The 19,764-nt window shown below is 66.4% G+C and carries 23 protein-coding genes and 1 pseudogene; 7 read left to right on the top strand and 17 right to left on the bottom strand.

The features are described 5' to 3' along the window. Positions 1-7 precede the first annotated feature (7 nt). From RT323_RS02810 to RT323_RS02795, 4 genes are all read right to left on the bottom strand, one after another. Positions 8-1,144: a HAMP domain-containing sensor histidine kinase gene (locus RT323_RS02810; protein WP_313404821.1), complete on the bottom strand. Its 1,137-nt coding sequence runs from the start codon at positions 1,142-1,144 to the stop codon at positions 8-10. Continuing rightward, positions 1,144-1,839: a response regulator transcription factor gene (locus RT323_RS02805; RefSeq protein WP_313404851.1), complete on the bottom strand. Its 696-nt coding sequence runs from the start codon at positions 1,837-1,839 to the stop codon at positions 1,144-1,146. Before RT323_RS02805 ends, RT323_RS02810 begins: the two co-directional genes overlap by 1 nt. Before the next feature lie 128 nt (positions 1,840-1,967). Beyond that, a complete protein-coding gene (locus tag RT323_RS02800) occupies positions 1,968-2,567 on the bottom strand; it encodes a DUF305 domain-containing protein (protein ID WP_313404820.1) in 600 nt (199 codons plus the stop codon). A gap of 112 nt (positions 2,568-2,679) precedes the next feature. After that, positions 2,680-4,647, bottom strand: coding sequence for a heavy metal translocating P-type ATPase (locus tag RT323_RS02795; RefSeq protein WP_313404818.1), 1,968 nt, complete (start codon positions 4,645-4,647; stop codon positions 2,680-2,682). 15 nt (positions 4,648-4,662) lie between these two features. On the opposite strand from RT323_RS02795, the gene RT323_RS02790 reads away from it, so the two are divergent. Next, positions 4,663-4,863, top strand: coding sequence for a hypothetical protein (locus tag RT323_RS02790; RefSeq protein WP_313404816.1), 201 nt, complete (start codon positions 4,663-4,665; stop codon positions 4,861-4,863). Positions 4,864-4,894: 31 nt separating this feature from the next. Here the strand turns inward: RT323_RS02790 and RT323_RS02785 are convergent, their stop codons facing one another. The 6 genes and pseudogenes from RT323_RS02785 to RT323_RS02760 form a co-directional block, all read right to left on the bottom strand. Beyond that, positions 4,895-5,086 carry a CueP family metal-binding protein gene (locus RT323_RS02785; RefSeq protein ID WP_313404814.1) on the bottom strand — a complete coding sequence of 64 codons (192 nt, stop codon included), beginning with the start codon at positions 5,084-5,086 and terminating at the stop codon, positions 4,895-4,897. Between the two features lie 2 nt (positions 5,087-5,088). Beyond that, positions 5,089-5,475: an IS3 family transposase gene (locus RT323_RS02780; RefSeq protein ID WP_313404812.1), complete on the bottom strand. Its 387-nt coding sequence runs from the start codon at positions 5,473-5,475 to the stop codon at positions 5,089-5,091. Between the two features lie 38 nt (positions 5,476-5,513). After that, positions 5,514-5,744: a hypothetical protein gene (locus tag RT323_RS02775; protein WP_313404855.1), complete on the bottom strand. Its 231-nt coding sequence runs from the start codon at positions 5,742-5,744 to the stop codon at positions 5,514-5,516. Between the two features lie 14 nt (positions 5,745-5,758). Next, positions 5,759-5,914: pseudogene (locus RT323_RS02770) on the bottom strand (hypothetical protein); the annotation flags it as partial. A gap of 77 nt (positions 5,915-5,991) precedes the next feature. Beyond that, on the bottom strand, positions 5,992-6,285 hold the full coding sequence (locus RT323_RS02765) for a DUF6112 family protein (protein ID WP_313404810.1): 294 nt from the start codon (positions 6,283-6,285) through the stop codon (positions 5,992-5,994). A 106-nt stretch (positions 6,286-6,391) separates the two neighbouring features. Continuing rightward, positions 6,392-6,781, bottom strand: coding sequence for a heavy metal-responsive transcriptional regulator (locus RT323_RS02760; RefSeq protein ID WP_313404808.1), 390 nt, complete (start codon positions 6,779-6,781; stop codon positions 6,392-6,394). Between the two features lie 109 nt (positions 6,782-6,890). Here RT323_RS02760 and merA point away from each other — a divergent pair, with 109 nt between their 5' ends. Further along, positions 6,891-8,315 (top strand): mercury(II) reductase, encoded by a 1,425-nt coding sequence (gene merA, locus RT323_RS02755; RefSeq protein WP_313404849.1) that lies wholly within the window; start codon positions 6,891-6,893, stop codon positions 8,313-8,315. Positions 8,316-8,486: 171 nt separating this feature from the next. Here the strand turns inward: merA and RT323_RS02750 are convergent, their stop codons facing one another. The 6 genes from RT323_RS02750 to RT323_RS16690 form a co-directional block, all read right to left on the bottom strand. Further along, on the bottom strand, positions 8,487-8,744 hold the full coding sequence (locus RT323_RS02750) for a hypothetical protein (protein WP_313404806.1): 258 nt from the start codon (positions 8,742-8,744) through the stop codon (positions 8,487-8,489). A gap of 649 nt (positions 8,745-9,393) precedes the next feature. Continuing rightward, on the bottom strand, positions 9,394-9,990 hold the full coding sequence (locus RT323_RS02745; protein WP_313404804.1) for a signal peptidase II: 597 nt from the start codon (positions 9,988-9,990) through the stop codon (positions 9,394-9,396). Continuing rightward, positions 9,987-10,592, bottom strand: coding sequence for a cadmium resistance transporter (locus RT323_RS02740; protein ID WP_313404802.1), 606 nt, complete (start codon positions 10,590-10,592; stop codon positions 9,987-9,989). Before RT323_RS02740 ends, RT323_RS02745 begins: the two co-directional genes overlap by 4 nt. Beyond that, on the bottom strand, positions 10,592-12,508 hold the full coding sequence (locus RT323_RS02735; protein WP_313404847.1) for a cation-translocating P-type ATPase: 1,917 nt from the start codon (positions 12,506-12,508) through the stop codon (positions 10,592-10,594). The genes RT323_RS02740 and RT323_RS02735 overlap by 1 nt, the downstream gene beginning before the upstream one ends. After that, positions 12,505-12,864, bottom strand: a complete 360-nt coding sequence (locus tag RT323_RS02730; protein ID WP_313404800.1) for a metalloregulator ArsR/SmtB family transcription factor — start codon at positions 12,862-12,864, stop codon at positions 12,505-12,507. Before RT323_RS02730 ends, RT323_RS02735 begins: the two co-directional genes overlap by 4 nt. 114 nt (positions 12,865-12,978) lie before the next feature. Further along, complete coding sequence (locus tag RT323_RS16690; RefSeq protein WP_396171801.1) at positions 12,979-14,001, bottom strand: flavin-containing monooxygenase; 1,023 nt, start codon at positions 13,999-14,001, stop codon at positions 12,979-12,981. A 166-nt stretch (positions 14,002-14,167) separates the two neighbouring features. On the opposite strand from RT323_RS16690, the gene RT323_RS02725 reads away from it, so the two are divergent. The 3 genes from RT323_RS02725 to RT323_RS02715 are packed head-to-tail and all read left to right on the top strand — an operon-like array spanning position 14,168 to position 15,692. After that, on the top strand, positions 14,168-14,509 hold the full coding sequence (locus RT323_RS02725; protein ID WP_313404798.1) for a metalloregulator ArsR/SmtB family transcription factor: 342 nt from the start codon (positions 14,168-14,170) through the stop codon (positions 14,507-14,509). After that, on the top strand, positions 14,509-15,417 hold the full coding sequence (locus RT323_RS02720; protein ID WP_313404797.1) for a cation diffusion facilitator family transporter: 909 nt from the start codon (positions 14,509-14,511) through the stop codon (positions 15,415-15,417). The genes RT323_RS02725 and RT323_RS02720 overlap by 1 nt, the downstream gene beginning before the upstream one ends. A gap of 20 nt (positions 15,418-15,437) precedes the next feature. Further along, on the top strand, positions 15,438-15,692 hold the full coding sequence (locus RT323_RS02715) for a hypothetical protein (RefSeq protein ID WP_313404796.1): 255 nt from the start codon (positions 15,438-15,440) through the stop codon (positions 15,690-15,692). A 369-nt stretch (positions 15,693-16,061) separates the two neighbouring features. Here RT323_RS02715 and RT323_RS16685 read toward each other — a convergent pair whose 3' ends face one another. After that, the gene (locus RT323_RS16685) at positions 16,062-16,622 is read right to left on the bottom strand and encodes a copper resistance protein CopC (protein WP_396171799.1); all 561 of its coding nucleotides are present in this window, start codon (positions 16,620-16,622) and stop codon (positions 16,062-16,064) included. 748 nt (positions 16,623-17,370) lie between these two features. Between RT323_RS16685 and RT323_RS02710 the strand changes: the two genes are divergently transcribed. Continuing rightward, positions 17,371-18,828: a cytochrome c biogenesis protein ResB gene (locus RT323_RS02710; RefSeq protein ID WP_313404794.1), complete on the top strand. Its 1,458-nt coding sequence runs from the start codon at positions 17,371-17,373 to the stop codon at positions 18,826-18,828. Continuing rightward, positions 18,825-19,745, top strand: a complete 921-nt coding sequence (ccsA, locus tag RT323_RS02705) for a cytochrome c biogenesis protein CcsA (protein WP_146825596.1) — start codon at positions 18,825-18,827, stop codon at positions 19,743-19,745. The genes RT323_RS02710 and ccsA overlap by 4 nt, the downstream gene beginning before the upstream one ends. Positions 19,746-19,764: the final 19 nt, after the last annotated feature.

The following is a 19,764-nucleotide window of genomic DNA, read 5'->3' as shown; positions in this document are numbered from 1 at the left end:
GTGGGCGTCAGGGAACCACGGGGAGTCGCACGACGAAGGTCGCACCGAGGCCTGGGCCGGGACTGTCGACCGTGAGCTCGCCGCCGTGTGCCTCGGTGAGGGATTTGGCGATGCTCAGCCCGATGCCGCTGCCGCCATGTCCACGATCGCGGGCGGTGTCGGCCCGGTAGAAGCGGTCGAAGATGTGCGGGAGATGCGCTGCGTCGATGCCGTCCCCATCGTCGGCGACGGTGTACTCGATCCAGGAGCCCTGCTGGCTGCAGGACACGGAGATGGTTCCGGACGCTGCGGCGTGCCTCACCGCGTTGTCGAGCAGATTGCTCAGCACCTGGCCGATCCGTTCGGCGTCGGCCAGGATCGTGGCGTCGGTGTCGAGGCGGGTGGCGAATCGCACGCCCGCGGCAGCATGCTGTTCGGCGGCTGCTGCGACGGTCCTTTCGGCCAGGGTCGCGGCGACGATGGGGCGCATCGTGATCTGCAGCCGGCCCTCTTCTGCGCTGGAGAGGGCTGAGACGTCTTCGGCCAGGCGGTGCAGTCGACGGGTGCTTCGGCGCAGCGTGTCGATGGTCGAGTCATCGAGGTTCCGCACGCCGTCCTCCACTGCTTCGAGGTGGGCGTCGATGATGGCGAGGGGGGTGCGCATCTCGTGCGCGAGGTCCGACAGCATGCGGCGTCGGGACGTCTCCACTGCGTCGAGTCGCCCGGCCAGGGAGTTGAAGGTCGCGGCCAGGGTGGCGAACTCGCCCCCCAGTCTCGGGTCGGGGACACGCGTGCCATACTTGCCGGTGGCCACCTCGGACGCCGCTGCCGTGACCGGCGCGATGGAACGCCTCACGCGGCGGCTCAGGTAGTAGGAGACGGCGAAGGCAACCAGGAACGCCGTGACGAGTGCGACCGACAGCGAGATGAGCAGCGCCGACGCGAACGCCTGCTCGACGTGGTCGGTCTCGGCTGAGGTGTGTTCGACGCCGATGCGTTGGAGGTGGTCGTGGAAGATGCCTGGGGCGACGAGCGAGGCCACCGCCCACGCGGTGAGCGCACTCGAGACCAGGACGAGAGCATGGGCCCCCATGAGCCGGGCCGCGAAACCGGACTGGGCGCGGGGACTGTTCGCCCCCGTCGGTTCCGTGCGTCGTCGGGCCATCAGCCGGTGCCCATCCGGTAGCCGACACCGCGGACGGTGCGGACGTACTTGCCCTCGCTCGGGTCGTCCCCGAGCTTGCGGCGCAGGTGCCCGACGTGAACGTCGACGAGGTGCTCGTCACCGACCCACGCAGCTCCCCAGACCGCGTCGATCAACTGGCGCCGACTGAAGACCATGCGTGGTCGCTCCGACAGGACTGCCAGCACGTCGAACTCGGTCCGTGTCAATGACACAGCCTCGCCGTCCACCCAGACATCGCGTCCTGCCGGCGCCACCCGCAACGCGCCGAAGACGCGAGTCTCCGGCGTCTCTTGGTTTCCTTGAAGCCCACGGGGGCGGCGCAGGAGCGCTTGGACGCGTGCCATGAGTTCGCGGGGGCTGAACGGTTTGGTGACGTAGTCATCGGCGCCGACGGACAGCCCGATCAGGGTGTCCATCTCGTCGCTTCGGGCGGTGAGCATGACGATGTAGGCATCGGAGAAGGTCCTCAGTTGGCGACAGGCCTCGACACCGTCGAGGGATGGAAGCCCCAGGTCGAGGATGATCAGATCGGGATCGATGTCTCGGGCGCGGTGGACGGCCTGCAGGCCGTCGTGGATCACCGTGACCTCGAAACCGTCTCGCTCGAGGTAGCCGCCGACCACCTTGGCCAACTCGATCTCGTCCTCGACCACCATGGCCCGCCGCCCGGACATCGGTTGGCCCGGCGTGCCCGAGGTTCGACTCGCGGTGGCGCCTTCCGTCCCGGTCTGATCAGCCATGCACCCATCGTGACAGCGCCACCGAAGCCTCCCATTGGTTTGTCACGGCGTGATGAGCTGCGTCACGACCCCAGGAGTTGACTCATGAGTTTGATCTCGGCCTGCTGGTCGCTGATCACCTTTTCGGCCATGGCGATCGCGTCCGGGTTCTTGCCGTCGTCCACCTCGGTCTGTGCCATCTCGACCGCGCCCTGATGGTGCTCGATCATCGACTCGAGGAACATGCGGTCGAACTCGGTGCCCGAAGCGTTCTCGAGGTCCTTCATCTGTTCGGCGTCCATCATTCCGGACATGGCGCCATCACCCATGTCGTGGCCCATGTCGCCGTGGTCCATCTCGCCGGACGGTGCATCCTCTCCCCATTGCTCCAGCCAGCCGGTGAGCGTCTCGATCTCGGGCCCTTGGGCCTTCTCGATGTCCTCGGCCAACGTCTTCACGTCCGTGGCACCCGCGCGGGTCTTCGCCAGCTGCGACATCTCGATGGCCTGCTGGTGGTGCGGGATCATCTGTTGCGCGAAATCGACGTCCGCATCATTGAACTTCGCGGCCTGGCCGGACGACTCGCTCGTGCCGTCCGCGTCGCTGGCCGAGTCGTCACCACACGCGGTCAACGCAAGACCCATGGTGGTGACCAAGGCGAAAGCGGCCAACATCTTCTTCATCAGGTTTCTCCATCTGGTTGTTTCATCGATGACGAATCGAGTCTTGCGGGCGAACGTGAAGCCCTACGGGGGAGTGGAGTCAAGATTCTCTGAAGATTGGGCGGTGCTGGGCTTAGTCGCTGAGCACCGGGGCGGTGCGTTCGGGCGACAGGTCCAGTCTTCTCAGGAGTTGGGCATTGAGCGCCACGACGACGGTGGAGGCGGACATGAGTACGGCTCCGACCGACATCGGCAGGATGAACCCGATCGGGGCGAGCACGCCGGCCGCGAGCGGGACGGCGGCCAGGTTGTAGCCCGCGCCCCACGCGAGGTTCTGGACGCTCTTGCGGTAGGTGGCCCGGCTCAAGTCGATGACGGACAGGACCGAACGAGGGTCGTCGGAGGCCAGGATGATCCCGGCGGATCCGATGGCGACGTCGGTGCCGGCGCCGATGGCGATCCCGACGTCTGCCTGCGCGAGCGCCGGAGCGTCATTGACGCCGTCGCCGACCATCGCCACGCGGCGTCCTTCACCTTGGAGTTGGGTGACCTTGGAAGCCTTGTCCTGCGGCCGAACGCCGGCGTAGACCCGATCGATGCCCAGCTCCGCAGCGACCGAGTCGGCTACGGCTTGGGCGTCGCCGGTGATCATGACGACCTGGACGTCTCGGTCGTGCAGTGCTTGTACGGCGGCGCGGGACTCTTCGCGGATCTCGTCGGCCAGACGTAGAGCGCCCACGACCGCGTCGTCGACGGTGACGTGCAGAATGATCGCGCCTTCGTTCCGCCAGGGGTCGACGGCGGGAAGCTCCTGCTGTGCGGTGCGTTCGAGCATGGCGGGACCCCCGACTCTGACGGTGGATCCCTCAACGAGGGCGGAGACACCTTCGGCCGGGTGCGAGGCGAACTCTTCGGCTGGGGGTACCGACAGCCCGCGGTCGCTGGCGGCGCGGACGATGGCCTTCGCCAGCGGGTGTTCGGAATCGGATTCGGCGGCTGCTGCCAGCCTGAGCAGGTCGTCGGCGTCCAATGAGCCATCGGTTGCGGGTTCCACGGCGGTGACGGTCGGCTGGCCCTTCGTCAGGGTGCCGGTCTTGTCGAAGAGAACGGTGTCCACGTGACGCATCGCCTCCATCTCCAGGCGGTCCTTCACCAGGACACCGGCTCGGGCCGCGCGTTCGGTCGAGATCGAGATGACCAGGGGGATCGCCAAGCCCAGGGCGTGGGGGCATGCGATGACAAGGACGGTGATCGTCCGGGTGACACCATCTTCCGGCAGGCCGATCAGTGACCAGACGATGAACGTGACCACGGCTGACCCGAGGGCGAACCAGAACAGCCACCCGGCGGCGGTGTCGGCCAGTCGCTGGGTTCGTGACGCCGAAGCTTGGGCGTCGGCGACCAGCCGTTGGATGCCGGCGATGGCGGTCTCGTCGCCGATCGCGGTCACCTCGACACGCAGCCCGGAATCGGTGGCTACCGTCCCGGCGACGACCTGGTCCCCGACGTCACGGCGCACGGGACGGGACTCGCCGGTGATCATCGCCTCGTCCATCGACGCCGAACCGCTGACGACCTTGCCGTCAGCCGGGACGCTCCCGCCGGGTCTGACGACCACGACATCGCCAACACCCAAGTCGGAAGGGGAGACGACGACGACGTCGTCGCCCTCGACCCGCTCGGCCTCGTCCGGAAGGAGGGTCGCGAGCGAATCGAGCGCCGACGTGGTGCGAACGAGGGACCGCATCTCGATCCAGTGCCCCAGCAGCATGATGGACACCAGCAGGGCCAGCTCCCACCAGAAGTCCAGGTGGTGTGCCAACAGGCCGAGCGTGGAGCCCCAAGAGGCGATGAACGCGACACTGATCGCCAACGCGACCAGCAGCATCATCCCCGGCTTGCGCGAGCGGATCTCAGAAACGGCGCCGCTGAGGAAGGGGCGTCCGAACCAGGCATAGAGGACGGTGCCCAGGATGGGGGAGACCCACTCGAGACCGCGAATGTCTGGCAGTGAGTAGCCGGCCAGATCAGCGAACATCGGCGAGAGGACGACCGTCGGGACCGCCAAGGCCAGCGATCCCCAGAACAGCCGTCGGAACATGCCGACGTGATCCCCATGACCGCCGTGTCCTCCGTGGTCGCCATGGCCGGCGTGATCGTCGTGCTCGCCATGGCCGGCGCCGGCGTGGTCCTCGTGACCGGTGTGTCCAGCGTGCTCGCCGTGGTCGGTGTGGGAGTGCGAACTGGTGTGGGCGTGATGTTCGTCGGTCATCTACGTGCCTTCCGATCCGGTCTTGGCGCGGCCGTCAAGATATAGCCATTATACCCCTAGGGGGTATAACGGGACCTCAAGCCATTTGAAGGGTGGTTAGGCAGGTCGGTGCGTCGGCTTCGGTGTCGAACTCGACGCTGCCGGTCTTGTCGCCCAAACGGATCGTCATCGCCCCTTCGATGTCGAAGGGCAGCCAGAACCCAACGAATCCGTTGTCGAGGGTCTTGACGTCCTTGTCGCTCAGTACGTCCCCGGTGGAGTCGTCCACGATCAGTAGTCCCGACATCCCGCGATCCGCCAGGTCCCGCCGCTGGTGGTCTCGAACTCGGAGAAGTCGAGCTGCCAGACCTGGTCCGGGCCGGTCGGCTCGTCAGCGAAGGCGGCCTTGCGACGCTCGCGTTGGTACTGGTCGGGCAGGATGAGCCCTTGGTCGCGCAGCCGGCGCAGCACGGTCGCCTCGGAGACGACGTGACCGTCGTGTCGGACCATCGCCCAGATCTTGCGGTGCCCCCACGCCGGATGCTTCGCGGCGTGCTTATCGACCAACGCCGCAGCAGCGTCAGGCGCCGGTCGCGGGTGCGGCTTGCGGGCCGGCTCGCCAACCCGAGCTCGGGCCTGCCAACGCCGCCAGGTCCGTTCCGGGATGTCGAAGATCATGCACCACCTCGCGGTCGACATCCCGGCTTCGCGCCTGATCAGCTCGAGGTCCTCGAAGGGCCCAAACGGCCCTCCGCGCTCTTCTTCCAGACCCGGATCTCGGCCGCGGCCTCGCCGAGCGCCTGGGTCAGCTCGACGACCTCGGCCTCGAGTTGCTCCTCGCGCGAGGTCTGCCCGCTACGGCCCGCCGCAAGCGCGGTCTTGCCGGCTTCGTGGAACTCGGCCTTCCAGCGGCCGATCGACTGCTCGCTGACCTTCCGAGCGCCCACGCGATCGCCGAGATGACCACGGCGAGCACCGCGAGGATCAAGCCGACGGTCATCGAGGCACCAACGATCGAACTGAGCTGCCGGATCCTGGGCAGACCGTCGGAGTCCGGGTTGATGTTGACCTCCGTCGCCAGACTGGTCGCGAAACGGGTTGAGTCGAGATGGAGCACGGTCCCTCCTGATGGGCTTGGTTCTGGTGCACAGGTGCGCGCCCCGTCCCGTGGAGCCCACTCGTGGCGCCGGCCGCTCAGAGCTGGGCGCCGAGATCGAGCAGCCAATTCGCCCACGCCAGCGGGCCCCCGGTGAGCACTGCACCACCAAGGGCGACCAGCAAGCCCGTCTTCGCCTTGGTCCCGGCGTGCCAGCTGCCCTGCGCCGTAGCGAGGGCCCACATCGCGGCACAGACGACCACCATCAGGACCACGGTCAGCAGGCCATACGTGAGTAGGGCGCCGACGAGATGGCGCAGGCTCGCGTCCGCACCCAAGGCGCCGAAGTCCGGGCTGGACGCGGGCGGCATCTCGGGGAGTCGATGGGTCACGCCCTGCAGGTGTTCACGCGTGCATCGGGCGGGCCATGACGTTGGGGCGTGTTGGCATCGCGACCGGGTGGCCGGCCGCGGTCTGTCTCCTTCTCGATGCGGAGAACTACAGGTACCGGCAGACCTGCTCGGGACTGCACGTGTCCGGGTCCGGCTGCGCGGCGTCGTGCCTGAGTTCGGCAATAGTGTCATGCAGGGCGGTGAGCCGAGCGATCTGCTGCTCGATCTCGGCTAGGCGCTCGTCGAGAAGATCGCGCACGTGCTCACACGGCGCGGCGCCGTCATCGCGAATGTCGAGGATCTGGCGGATCTGAGCGAGGGTGAGTCCCGCCGCCTGGCCGCGGTGGACAAAGTCGATCCGGGCGACAGCGACGGACGGGTAGTCCCGATAACCCGACGGCGTCCGATCGGCTGGGGGCAACAGCCCCAACTGCTCATAGAAGCGGAGAGCCTTCGGAGTCGTCCCGGCCGCAGCGGCCAGTTCCCCGATGCGCATCGCGGTCACCTCTCGTTCGGCAGGAGCACGCTTGACCTTCCCCTGCACTGGAACGTCAAGTATGGCTGAACAGATCAGAAAGACCGAAGGGTTGAAGGAGACAGCAGCGATGCCTACGAAGTACGACCTTGCCATCATCGGATCGGGCGGCGGTGCGTTCGCCGCGGCGATCCGCGCGACCGCGCTGGGAAAGTCGGTGGTGATGGTCGAGCGCGGCACGCTCGGCGGGACCTGCGTGAACACTGGGTGCGTGCCGTCGAAGGCGCTCATTGCCGCGGCTGGCGCGCGGTACTCCGCCGCCGACGCCCCGGACTGTTTCCCGGGGATCTCAACGACGGCAGGCCCAATCGACATGCCCGCGCTGGTCGCCGGAAAAGTGGCGCTGGTCGAGTCGCTGCGGGGCGAGAAGTACGCCGACGTTGCTGAATCCTACGGCTGGCAAGTGCGGCAGGGAGTCGCCGCGTTCGCTGGCTCGCCGGATGCGCCGGGGCTGAATATCACCGCCGCCGACGGGATGGCCGAGACCGTCGAGGCCGAGCACTACCTGGTCGCAACCGGCGCTCGACCGTGGGTCCCGCCGATCGACGGCCTGGATAGCGCGGGGTACCTGACCTCGACCACGGCCATGGAGCTGCTCGAGGTCCCCAGGTCTCTCCTCGTCCTCGGCGGAGGCTACGTCGCCTTGGAGCAGGCCCAACTGTTCGCCCGACTCGGTTCCGAGGTCACGCTGCTGGCCCGCTCCCGACTCGCATCGAAGGAGGAGCCTGAAGTCTCCTGGGCGCTTGAGGACGTCTTCGCCGACGAGGGCATCCGCGTCGTCCGCAGCGCGGTACCCACCCGGGTGACCCGGGCCGCAGGGGCCGGGCTGGTCGTGGTGACCGCGGACGTATCCGGCGTCTCGCAGGACTTCCGCGCCGACCAAGTCCTGGTAGCCCTCGGACGCCGCCCCGTCACCGACGGACTCAACCTCGACTCTGTCGGAGTCAAGACAGGGGAGTCCGGCGAGGTGGTCGTGTCTGACAGGATGCAATCCTCGAATCAGCGGATCTGGGCCGCGGGCGACGTGACCGGGCACCCCGAGTTCGTCTACGTGGCCGCCCACCACGGCACCCTTGTGGCCGAGAACGCGTTCCTCCACGTCGACCGGACCGTCGACTACTCTCGTCTGCCGCGGGTGACGTTCACCGGCCCCGCGATCGGCGCGGTCGGGATGACCGAGAAGGAGGCGATAGGCGCGGGAATCCGCTGCGATTGCCGCGTCCTGCCGCTGCGCCACGTGCCCCGAGCACTGGTCAACCGCGATACCCGTGGGTTTATCAAGTTCGTCGTGAACGCCGACACAAGCGAGATTCTCGGCATCACTGCCGTCGCCAAGGACGCCGGCGAGCTCGCCGCCACCGGCGTCCACCTGCTCGGCAAGACCATCGCCGAAGTCGTTGACGCGTGGGCCCCTTATCTCACCATGACCGAAGGACTCCGGCTCGCCGCAAGAGCCTTCACCACCGACGTCTCACAGCTGTCGTGCTGCGCGTGAACGGGCGGCACTGGTACTCACAGGCAAGGGCGATGCCGCCGATGCGGACGGTTCTTGCGCTCGCGCAGCGGAAGGCCTGGCCGCACCCGCTGTCCCGGTCATCTCGGTGCCTCCGCCGAACTCGACTTGACCGAGCGTTCGATGAGATCGTTCGGCGTGCAACAGACGACTTCACACGGCCACGCAGCTTCTCCCCGCGAAGCGCCATCCCCCCGATGACCGGCGGACGGACCAGATTCGGCCCTGCCAGATGAGGTACTCGACCCCGATACGCTCGGCATTCACCTTGAGCCAGTTCGTCGCGTTCCAGCCGTTCTCGAGGGCAGCGCCGACGGCTCGCGTGCCGATGGCGTTGCCGAAGGTTCCGTCGCACGCTCGGCCGGCGGCGTGGTCGTTCGTCGCCGGGCCGCCCGGCCGCCAGACGCCCACGACGAGCCCGGGAAGTGACTCTCGAGCTGCCTCAGGACGTGAGCGGTCCGTGCGGTGATGTGGCCGGTCAACGTCGGATCGTCGACCGACTGCCCCGGGTCGGTACCGGTAAAGATCGCCGCATCGTCGGGTTGGGTCGAGCACCCCGGTCCCGTCGCCGCGTCCGACTGAGTCGCGCTGTCGTCCGTCGCGCCACTGGTGGCGAGCCAAGGTTCGGATCGAGGGGAGCCGCGGTTGCACTGCCCGGTCCGACTTCGAAGTGCAGATGGGCGCCGGTCGAGTAGCCGGCGACACCGACGTCAAGCCCTGACCACGACGCGTGGCTTCACGAGATTCGAACCGTGGCCGCTTACCGCGACCTGCACCGGGTCGATTCAGATACCGGGCTCGGCAACGTCTCCTCGGAGGCGCAGCTGTCGGACCGAGCACTAGCCACGCAAGCCATCCGACGAGCTCGCGCCATGGCCGACGGGGGATCGCGTGCTTGCGTCGCCGTCCACCTCGACCTCCACGGCGCCTAGTTGGAGACCGTCGCAAGCAGGCAGAGAGCGCCGCTCAGGACGTGCAAGACCAGGTACCTCGGTTCTTGTTCATCGGCGACTCGACGGCCGATCTCAACCAGAGACAAGGGTTCGCTCCGGTGGATCTCTTAGCGCGTGTCGTCCTCGCGTGGAAGGTTCTCGGGAATTTGCCGGCGGTGGTTTGTCGTAGTCGAAGCCTGTTCGCGGGCACGCTCCTCGCGCCTCATCAGGAGGGCGCCGGCCGCCGCCCCCGTGACGATCACGATGTCGGCGAAATTTCCGATGAACAGATTGCCGTAGGCAAGGAAGTCCACGACGTGTCCGCGGGCGAATCCTGGTTCGCGGAACAGCCGGTCGCTGGCGTGAGAGGCTGCAGCGCCGCCCAGCGCACCGACCACGAGCGTCCAACCGAGCTGCCGGACGCGAAATGCGAAAATCACTGCGACGACCACGGCGGCGACAGAGACCAAGGCGAACACCCACGTGAACTCTTCGCCGAAGGAGAACGCCGCGCCCGGGTTGTACGCCAGTTGAAGGCCGAACAGGCTTCCAACCAACGGCGTCCGCTCACCCTCGATGAGAGTGCTCTCGGCCCAGCTCTTGGTCCACTGATCGACAAGAACGACGAGTCCGCCAAGCAGGAGGGCCGTCACCGCGAACCGCCAGCGACGCCCACGGTGCACCCCCGCGGCCGAATCCTGATTCGCCCTCGGTCGACGGGTCATCCGATGACCTCGAAGAAACGGGTGATGACCCCGGACTCGATCAGGATGAACAGGCCCAAGCCGATGAAGACTGTGGGCACGAGCCAGTGTTCGATGCGCTCCAGCGCCTCAGTGACGACCTCGCGGGTTCCGATCAGTCGTCCAGCGGCGCACCAAACGGCGACGAGGACGAGGAAGACCGCAATCATGACCGCGACGTCGGCGGGGGCGCTGGTGCGAAAAATCGGCGTGTAGAGCGAGATGTTGTCAGCTCCGTTGGCGATTGTTATCCCGGCGACGCTGAACAGCCCGGCTGCGAGGGTCAAGTCGTTGTCCTCGCCGTTGCGCTTGCGGAGCAAACCGCGGATGAGCGTCCAGATGCCGATGCTGAGAGGGATCAGTCCGAGCAGTCCGACCCATTGATCCGGCACGATCGTCAAGCCGAGCGCGGCGACCACACTGATCGCGACAAGCGTGATGAATCCGAGGTATTGCCCCCCGACGATCTGCCACGGGCGCGGACTCCCGTTGCGGGAGGCGAGGAACAGCACGGTGAGTACCACGATGTCATCGATGTTGGTTGCCGCGAACAGGCCGATGGCCGAACCGACAGTCGTCAGCATCAGCCCTCCAGTCGCGGCGTGGCGGTGCGGGCGGCGCGCAGCCCGTTGAGGATCACGATGACCTCCGCGATCTCGTGGACGAGGACCACGGCGGCGAGCCCCAAGACACCGAACAGTGCGAGTGGGAGCAGTGCGGCGATGATCAGCAGCGACAGGATGATGTTCTGGTTGATGATGCGCCGTCCACGCCGCGCGTGTTCGAATGCCCGCGGGATGAGGCGCAGATCATGGCCCGTGAAGGCAACGTCGGCGGACTCGATCGCCGCATCGGAGCCTGTGGCTCCCATGGCGATGCCGATGTCCGCGGCGGCGAGAGCCGGGGCGTCGTTGATGCCGTCGCCGATCATGGCGACCGACCCCGATTCGGAAAGCTCGGTGATCGCAGCGGCCTTGTCCTCGGGTCGGAGCTCGGCGCGGACATCGTCGATCCCGGCCTGCGCGGCGAGAGCTCGAGCGGTTCGAGCGTTGTCGCCGGTGAGCATGGTCACGCCCACTCGGTGATCGGTGAGGGTGCGCACAACGTCGGGGACTTCGGGGCGCAGCTCGTCGCGGACGCCGATCGCGGCGACCGGGGCGCCGTCGTGGTGAACGATCACGACCGTCATGCCCTGCATTTCCAGATCCTCGACACGCGCGCCGAGTTCTCCGGCGTCGAGCCAGCGCGGGCTGCCGACAGTGATCTTCGAACCGTCGACGGTGCCTTCGATGCCGTGTCCCGCCTGCTCGGTCACCTCCGCAGCCAGGGGAACGTCCTGGGTGGCGGCGGTGATCGCCGCCGCGAGCGGGTGCGTGCTGTGCTGCTCCAACGCGGCAGCCCAACCCAGTCCCTGAGTTTCGGTGATGCCCTCGACCACGAGGACCGCGGTGACAGCAGGCTCATTGCGGGTGAGAGTGCCGGTCTTGTCGACGGCGACGTGGCGGACGGTGCCGAATCGTTCGAAGGCCGCGCCGGACTTGACGATGACGCCGAACTTGCTGGCTGCACCGATGGCGGCGACGACCGTCAGCGGGACGGAGATCGCCAGCGCGCACGGGGATGCTGCCACCAACACGACGAGGGCGCGAGTGATCCACACGTCTGGGTCGCCCAGGATCGATCCGAGGAGCGCGACGAGCGCAGCAAGGATCAGGACCCCCGGGACGAGGGGGCGCGCGATTCGGTCGGCGAGCCGAGCGCGGTCGCCCTTCTCGGCCTGCGCCTGCTCGACCAGCTCCACGATCGTGGTGAGCGAGTTGTCGGTGCCGGCCGCAATGGTCTCGATCTCCAGCGCGCCAGCACTGTTGATCGCCCCGGCTGACACCGGGTCACCCGGCTCGACCTCGACCGGGATCGACTCACCGGTGATGGCCGAGGTGTCCAGGCTCGACCGCCCCGATCGGACGATTCCGTCCGTGGCGATCCGCTCGCCGGGTCGGACCATCATCACGTCGCCGACGACCAGACCCTTGGCCTGGACCTGCTCCGCGACACCGTCACGGAGCACCGTCGCCGTCTCGGGCACGAGCTTGAGCAACGCCCGCAGCCCTCCACGCGCCCGGTCCATTGCCTTGTCCTCCAAGGCCTCCGCGATCGAGTACAAGAAGGCCAGCGCCGCGGCCTCCTCGACGTAGCCGAGAATGACAGCGCCGATCGCGCTGATCGTCATCAGCAGCCCGATCCCGAGCTTGCCCCTGAACAGGTTTCGGATCGCGGCAGGGGTGAAGGTTGAGGCGCCCAGCAGTAGGCCGACCCAGAAGAGCGCCAAGGCGGGCGTCTCGGCCCCGGACCGCTCGGCGATCAGACCGAGGAGGAATGCCAGACCCGAGAAGACGGGCACCATGACTCCTCTGTCCTTCCACCACGGTCGCTCCGTGTCCTCGAACTCCTCGCCCGTCGTGGGGACGGAATCGTGCTCGCATCCACACGCCGCGCTCATGCGCCCGCTCTCGACTCGCAGCAGCCCACCACGGTGCACGTCGAGTCCACGCACGGCGCGTGAACGTCCACAGCCAACGTCACGTCCACCAGGGCGACGAGGGCGGCGGCGAGATGGGGATCGGCAATCTCATAGCGTGTCTGACGCCCCTCGGCCTCAGCCACCACGATGCCGCAGTCGCGCAGACACGTCAGATGGTTCGATACGTTGGAGCGAGTCAGCTCCAAGTCGCGCGACAGCACGGCGGGATAGCTCGGTCCCTCGAGCAGAGTCATCAGGATGCGGGAGCGCGTGGGGTCGGCCATGGCACGGCCAAGCCGGTTCATGACGTCGAGACGCGTAGCAATGGTCAGCACTCGCTGAACTATACACTGAGCGCTGACCATTCGAACGAGAGGTCCGAGTGGGATCTCCGTGACCGCCGACTCTGCAACGGGCCATACCCCATGCGCTCGGGGGAGTCTGTCGGATTACGGGACGATGTGCCGGGCGATCAGTCGAGCGTCCGTGCCCACGCCTCCGAGAAGCGCTGAGCCCCTGTTGCGAAGCCACGAGTCTCCGAGAACGTACAAGCCCGCGATCGGAGTTCGTCCGTCCTGCTGATCAAGAGTGCCGTCCGCGCCGACGACCGCTTCGGGCAGCCACCCGAACCCGTTGCGATAGCCGGTAGCCCAAATCACCGACTCGAATCTGCGCTCGACGCCGTCGGCGAACGAGATCCTGTCGCGGTTCCCATCCACCGCGCGAGGCAGAAGGTGGACGCCTCTGGAGGCCAGGTCGACTAGGCCTGGGCCCACCACCAACTCGCGTCTTGAGATGCGGCGTCCAATACGACCGTTGGACGGCGCCGAGAGCACCCCCGTCAGTTGCAGCCACCTGAAGAGGTCGACTCCGAGCAGCCGGTGCGGAAGGCGCGGTTGTGGAGAGCCTTGGGCGATCGACACACAACGATGAGCCGAGAGCTCCCTGGCGATCTGGATCCCGGTATTTCCCGAGCCGACGACGAGGACCGGACCGCGGGGGAGTTGGTCAGGGTTGCGGTAGGCGTCGCTGTGGAGGTTGGCTCCGTCTACGGCCGTGTCATTAGCGAAGCCGGGGTACTGGGGGATCGCGAAAGGCCCGGTCGCCGCCACGACAGCGCGAGCGCGCAACGATCCCGTCGACGTTTGAAGCATCAGGGAGTCGTCCCGCTGGGGGTGCACGGAAACGGCGCGCGTATCCCACTTTGGCTCCACGCCCAAGCTCGCGCGGTAGAGGTCGAGGTAGTCGGCGACATCTTTCGATGACGGGTAGCGCCGCTGAGCTCCTGGCATCCGAAGCCCAGGTAGGTGAGAGTGCCAAGTCGGCGTGAACAGGGTGAGTGAATCCCAGCGGCGACGCCAGGAAAGCGTCTGGGCGGATCCTGCGTCCAGGATTACGAAGTCCTCGGCTGGTCGGAGGCCCCGCTCGAGCAACGCATGTGACATCGCGAGTCCCGCCTGCCCTGCCCCCACGATGGCGACGGGAAGCGACTCCGGCGGGGACGTTGGTGACACTGCGACTCCTTCTGGGCTGGCGATACGGGGACGCCGCTACTATTCAAGATAGTAGACGTCATGTCGCGCGCCCATCAGAGATTACACGCTTGAGTGAATTCAGGACTCGATGTACTATCAGCTCATGAACGTCGCAGCCTCTACCGCTCTGGATGCGCTCGCCCGATTCGGTCACGCCCTGTCCGATCCGACGCGCGCCAAGATCCTCATGTCCCTGCGTGACTCACCAGCGTTCCCAGCTGACCTGGCCGACGCGTTGGACGTGAGTCGACAGTCGATCTCGAACCACTTGGCGTGCTTGCGGGGTTGTGGGCTGGTGGTCGCGGTACCGCAGGGGCGCCGCAGCCGGTACGAATTGGCCGATCAGCGGCTGGGTCACGCCCTGGGCGACTTGCACGAGCTCGTCCTGGCAGTCGATCCCGGCCACGGTGTCAGCGGCGATGCTGGCGTGGAGAGTGATCGGTGATGGGCGCGGGGCACGGCCACGGTGCTGCAGGTCACGCCGGGGGTCGCCACCGGTGGCGCTTGGCGGTCACCTTCGTGCTGGTGTTCGCGTTCTTCCTCGTCGAGTTGGTCTTCGGTCTCATGTCGAACTCGTTGGCCCTGATCTCCGATGCCGGGCACATGTCCGCCGACGTGGTGGCCTTGGGGGCTGCGCTCGTCGCGACGCGGATCGCGACGCGGCTGGACACGACGGGCCGCAAGACCTACGGCTCCTACCGGGCCGAGGTCTTCGCCTCAGGCTTCACCGTGCTGATCATGCTCGGCGTGGCGGCGTATGTCGTCATCGAGGCCATCAGTCGAATCGGCGACGCTCCTGAGGTTGCCACCGGGGCGATGCTCGTGGTGGGAGCACTCGGATTGGTCGTCAACATCGTCTCGATGCTGCTTCTGCGCGAGGGATCGCGCGAGTCCCTGAATGTCAAGGGTGCGTACTACGAGGTGGTTGCCGACGCTGCGGGAAGCGTCGGTGTGATCGCCGCGGGCATCCTGGTCGCCGTCAGTGGACAGCCCATCTGGGACACGCTCGTCGCCGTGGCGATCGGCATCTTCGTCGCCGTACGAGCGGTGGTGCTCGGCCGACAGGTGCTGGCCGTCCTCGGCCAGCATGTCCCCGAAGGCATCGTCGTGGACGAGGTAGTCGAGACGCTCGAAGCACTACCAGGCGTTGCGGGGGTGCATGACCTTCACCTCTGGACCCTCACTTCCGGCATGAACGTCGCGACCGCGCATCTCGTGGTGGAGAAGGGCTCTGACGGGCAGCTGGTCCTGACCAAGGCCCAGGGAGTCCTGGCCACCACCTATGGGATCGAGCACGCCACGCTGCAGACGGAGCTGGCCCCCACTCAGCAGTGCGAGGAAGTGAGCTGGTGAGGATCCCAATCGAGATCAGGATGGAGCAGGGGATCAATGCGGACGGGAGCGAACCCATCGGCTGGCTGGCCGGTATCTACACCCTGGGGCTGTTCATACTGGTGGGTTTGCTCCTCTGGTCGTTCGTGAGGACGATGCGGCGAGCCCAACAGCCGTGGCTCGGCGACAGCGCGACAGACCGTGAACAGAGCAGTGGGGCCGATCAGAGCTTTCCGGATGTTCCGCCAACGGGCCCGGCCCATGGTGTGACTTCGATCCCGTCGGCCGCCGACTAGAGCTGAGTCCCGCCCCCGACAGCCGTGCCGTCGCAGTTCGCAGCGACCGCCCGTCGGCCGGTTCGCGGAGGCCACCACCAAGTCCCGTGTGGGTCGCCGGTGAGCGTACTTCGTCATGCCGACCTGTCGATCGAGTTCACGCAGTTCTGTTGCGGCGTCAGGCGCCGCGATCGGTGACCGGGTCACTGCACATCGACAGCTCTTCAGAATGGAAGAGTTGAAGCTCAGAGCCGCTCGGTCCGGGGGCTGGCACCAATCGAGGCGCTCGCGCGGACGGCACCGCGAGGCTGGACTAGATCAACATGGAAACCCGAGTCCGGGCGGATGACACCGATGACGTGAGAAACAGGGTGAGAGGTGCGGAGAACGTCATTCGCTGGTCGCCCGCCGGCGACGTTGGTCGCGCCTGATCACCCAGAGCAAGATCGACAGTGGGAGCAGGCACGCCAGGCCGACCCCCACCCCGATCAGAATGGCAGTGCTTCGAAAGTCGTCGCCATGCGAGTTCGCGGCAGCCGTCGACGGTTCTGCCTTCGGGGATGTGCTCCCATGAGAGCTGGTGTCTCCCGAACCAGTGGTCCGAGGGAGTGGCGCTGTGAACCGGATGGTGCCATCAACGGGGTGGCCGTCGGCCGAGATCACCCGGTAGGCCACGCCCCACGCGACGTCACCGGAACCGCGCGGGGACGGCGGTAATTCTACGTCCGAGAGATCCACCGAAACGGTTGACCCGCTAGTCTCCGGATCCACGACCAACACCCGCCGGGGCGATGTGCCAATGGTGATGCTGACCTCGGACAACTCGCTGGACATCGGGTCGGTGAACCGCAACTTGATGCGTTCGGGAGTCGTTTGCACGGCGGAGTCGTCCGTCGGATCGGACGACGTGAGGGCTGTGTGCGCCTGCGCTGGCACAGCAGGAGCGAGCATGAGGAGCGTGACGAAGACTGCGGTCACCGTGCGGACCGGCCACATACCCCGCGGATGGCCGAGGGGAGTCTTGGCGGATCGGCAGGAGTGTGGGGCGCGGTCTTGGTTGGTCACGGTTCTTCCTTGAGTTCAGGAGGCTACGCACAACTGTCGCTGTCGTGGCCACTTGGGCATCGACGTCGCTGGCGTGGAGATGATCTACTAAGTATGATAGTTCGTCGGCGGGGGCGCGCCGCCACTCGGGGAGGTTGCACTCCTCGGGGTCCGACAGCAGGGGACCGATTGGTGCCTCGTGATCAGGCGCCTCCGGCTCAGCAACGACGATTGTGGTGGATACGCGGGAGAGGGTGCACGTCAACTACTACTGTTCATAGTAGTCTCGTTCTCAGGAGTGGGCGTTCAACTTCCCCCCCCCCCGTCGTGGGCGCCCACTCCGTCGCGTCTGGCGTGGGTCAATGGACCTCGGACCCGGGAGCGCGTGGGTTCGTCCTTCGCGCGACCGGGGGCCGGTTCATGACGCCGAGACGCGAAGCCATAGTCAGCGCTCGCCGCACTACGCAGCGTCGGGTGACCAGACGTGCACCGGGGCTGGCGCCGCTGAGAGGGATGAATTATCTACTAAGCGACGTAGTAGTATGGATGCCATGGTCACTCGGAGGCTGGGCACGTGACGGACGAGGCGCCGGAGCCGTCCCGGACAACCCACGGCGCGGGGTGGGCTCGGTGGGCCTGGCGCACCCTGACGTCGATGCGGACCGCGGTCATTCTGCTCACGCTGCTCGCGGGCGCAGCGATCCCTGGCTCACTCCTGCCTCAGCGAAACGTGGCGACGAACCCCGGTGCGGTGCCGAGCTTCTATGCCGATCATCCGGGAATTTCACCGTGGCTCGACCGTCTTTCTCTGTTCGATGTGTATGCATCCCCGTGGTTCGCGGCGATCTACATTCTTCTGCTGGTGTCCATGATCGGCTGTGTGCTGCCTCGATGCGTACGCCTCTGGGGCGAGTGCCGAGCCGAGCCAGCGCGGACCCCCACTCGGCTGTCGAGGATGGAGCATCACCGCGAACTGCGGCTGGAGTCCGATCCTGAGGAAGTGCTTGCCCGCACGGTGACTTTCCTCCGGCGACGTGGCTATCGCGTAGTACGAGAAGGCTCGGAGGTTCGCGCGGAGAAGGGCTATTTGCGGGAGGCGGGAAACCTCATGTTCCATCTCTCGCTTCTCGTGCTCCTCGTAGGCGTGGCCGGCGGCAAACTGTTCGGCTTCGAAGGTCGTGCAGCTTTGGTCGACGGTGCGACCTTCACCAATCTTCGGTCGTCGTACGACGAGTACTCCCCAGCCGCACTCACGCGAGCGGACGCGTTCACGCCGTTCTCCGTCACGTTGGACAAACTGCAGGCAGAGTTCGAGTTGGCCGGTCCTCGTGCGGGCGAACCACGCGAGTTCGACGCGGAGGTGACCTACACGCTGGGCGACGGGACCACTGGGTCAACCAGCATCAAGCCGAACCATCCGATGGACGTTGATGGCACCAAGCTCTTCCTCACCGGGCACGGGTACGCCCCGGCGGTCACGGTTCGCGACGGCACGGGGGAGACCGTCTTCTCGGGTCCTGTAATCTTCTTGCCGCTCGAGAACAACTTCACGAGTGATGGGGTCGTCAAGGTGCCGAATGCCGAACCCACGCAGCTGGGGTTCGAGGGCCTGTTCCTCCCGACCGCGCCGACTGGGGATGGAGACCGATCACAGTTCCCCGGATTGATCGCCCCACGCTTGGATCTCACCGCGTACACCGGCGACCTGGGCATGAACGAAGGTGTTCCGCAGTCTGTCTACAAGCTCGAGCGCAGCGGCCTGGAAGAGGTCGCGGTGGGGAGCTTGCGCGTCGGCGAAACGATGGCTCTTCCCGAAGGCGCCGGCAGCATCACGTTCGATGGCGTCTCGCGGTTTGCGAACTTCCAAATCGCGTATGACCCCGGCAAGGAGATCTCCTTGGTGGCGGCGATCGCGCTTCTGATCGGTTTGACGGCGTCATTGGTCATTCGCCGGCGACGGCTATGGCTCCGCGTCACGAAATCAGATCACGGACTCACGGCCGAACTTGCGGGTTTGTCCGTCACTCGACGAGAACTCCCGACGAGCGATCTGGACCATCTCGAACGGGAACTACTCGGACTCAATGAATCGCCAGAACGGAGCATGTCATGACCTGGGCTCGTCTCTCCGACGATCTTGTGATCGCCGCAGTCATCATTTTCGCCATCGCTTTCTGCCTCTACGCCGTGAGCCTGGCGCTTCACAGCGCCGGGAAGCGGGGGAAGTCGGTGACATCGTCCGCCACCCGAGTCGGCTCGCCGTCCTCGGGTGGATCAGGGACGGGTGTGAACGATCTGCCAGCCGAGCCTTCGCACGGGTATCGGTTGACCACACGCATCGCCTCCGTGCTGGTCGTCATGGGCTTTCTGCTGAACGTGATGGCGGTGGTGGCACGCGGGCTTGCTGCCGACCGCGCGCCATGGGGGAACATGTACGAGTTCGCGATCGTGGGAGCCGCAGCGATCACTGGCGCCTATCTCGCGGGACTGCGCAGATATCCCATCGAACGACTGGGCATCTGGGTGGTGGGTGTGGTGCTGGTGGCACTCGGCTGTGCTGTCACCATCCTGTACACCCCGGTGGACGCATTGATCCCCGTTCTCAAGTCCTACTGGTTGGCCATCCATGTTGGTGCCGCGATCATCGCGGGCGGGGCGTTCACGGTGGCGGCGGTGATGTCGGTGGTGCAACTGGTCGGCCGAGGCCGAAATGGTGAGCGCGACGCACTGATGGAGAGAGTGTCCTATGGACTGATCGTCTTCGCCTTCCCGATTTGGACATTCGCCGTCATCGCAGGTGCGGTGTGGGCTGAGGCGGCCTGGGGCCGGTACTGGGGTTGGGACCCGAAGGAGACGTGGGCCTTCATCACGTGGGTGTTCTACGCCGCTTACCTTCACGCTCAGTCGACCGCTGGCTGGAGAGGGCGTCGGGCAGCGTGGTTCAGTGTGCTCGGATATCTGGCGTTCCTGTTCAACTTCGTGGGCGTCAACATGTGGGTGGGCGGACTGCACTCGTATGCAGGTGTGTGAGGAGGTCCCTGGGTAGTTG

The organism is Aeromicrobium sp. (genome assembly GCF_032084975.1).
Taxonomy (GTDB): domain Bacteria; phylum Actinomycetota; class Actinomycetes; order Propionibacteriales; family Nocardioidaceae; genus Aeromicrobium.
This window is presented reverse-complemented; position numbering and strand designations above follow the sequence as displayed.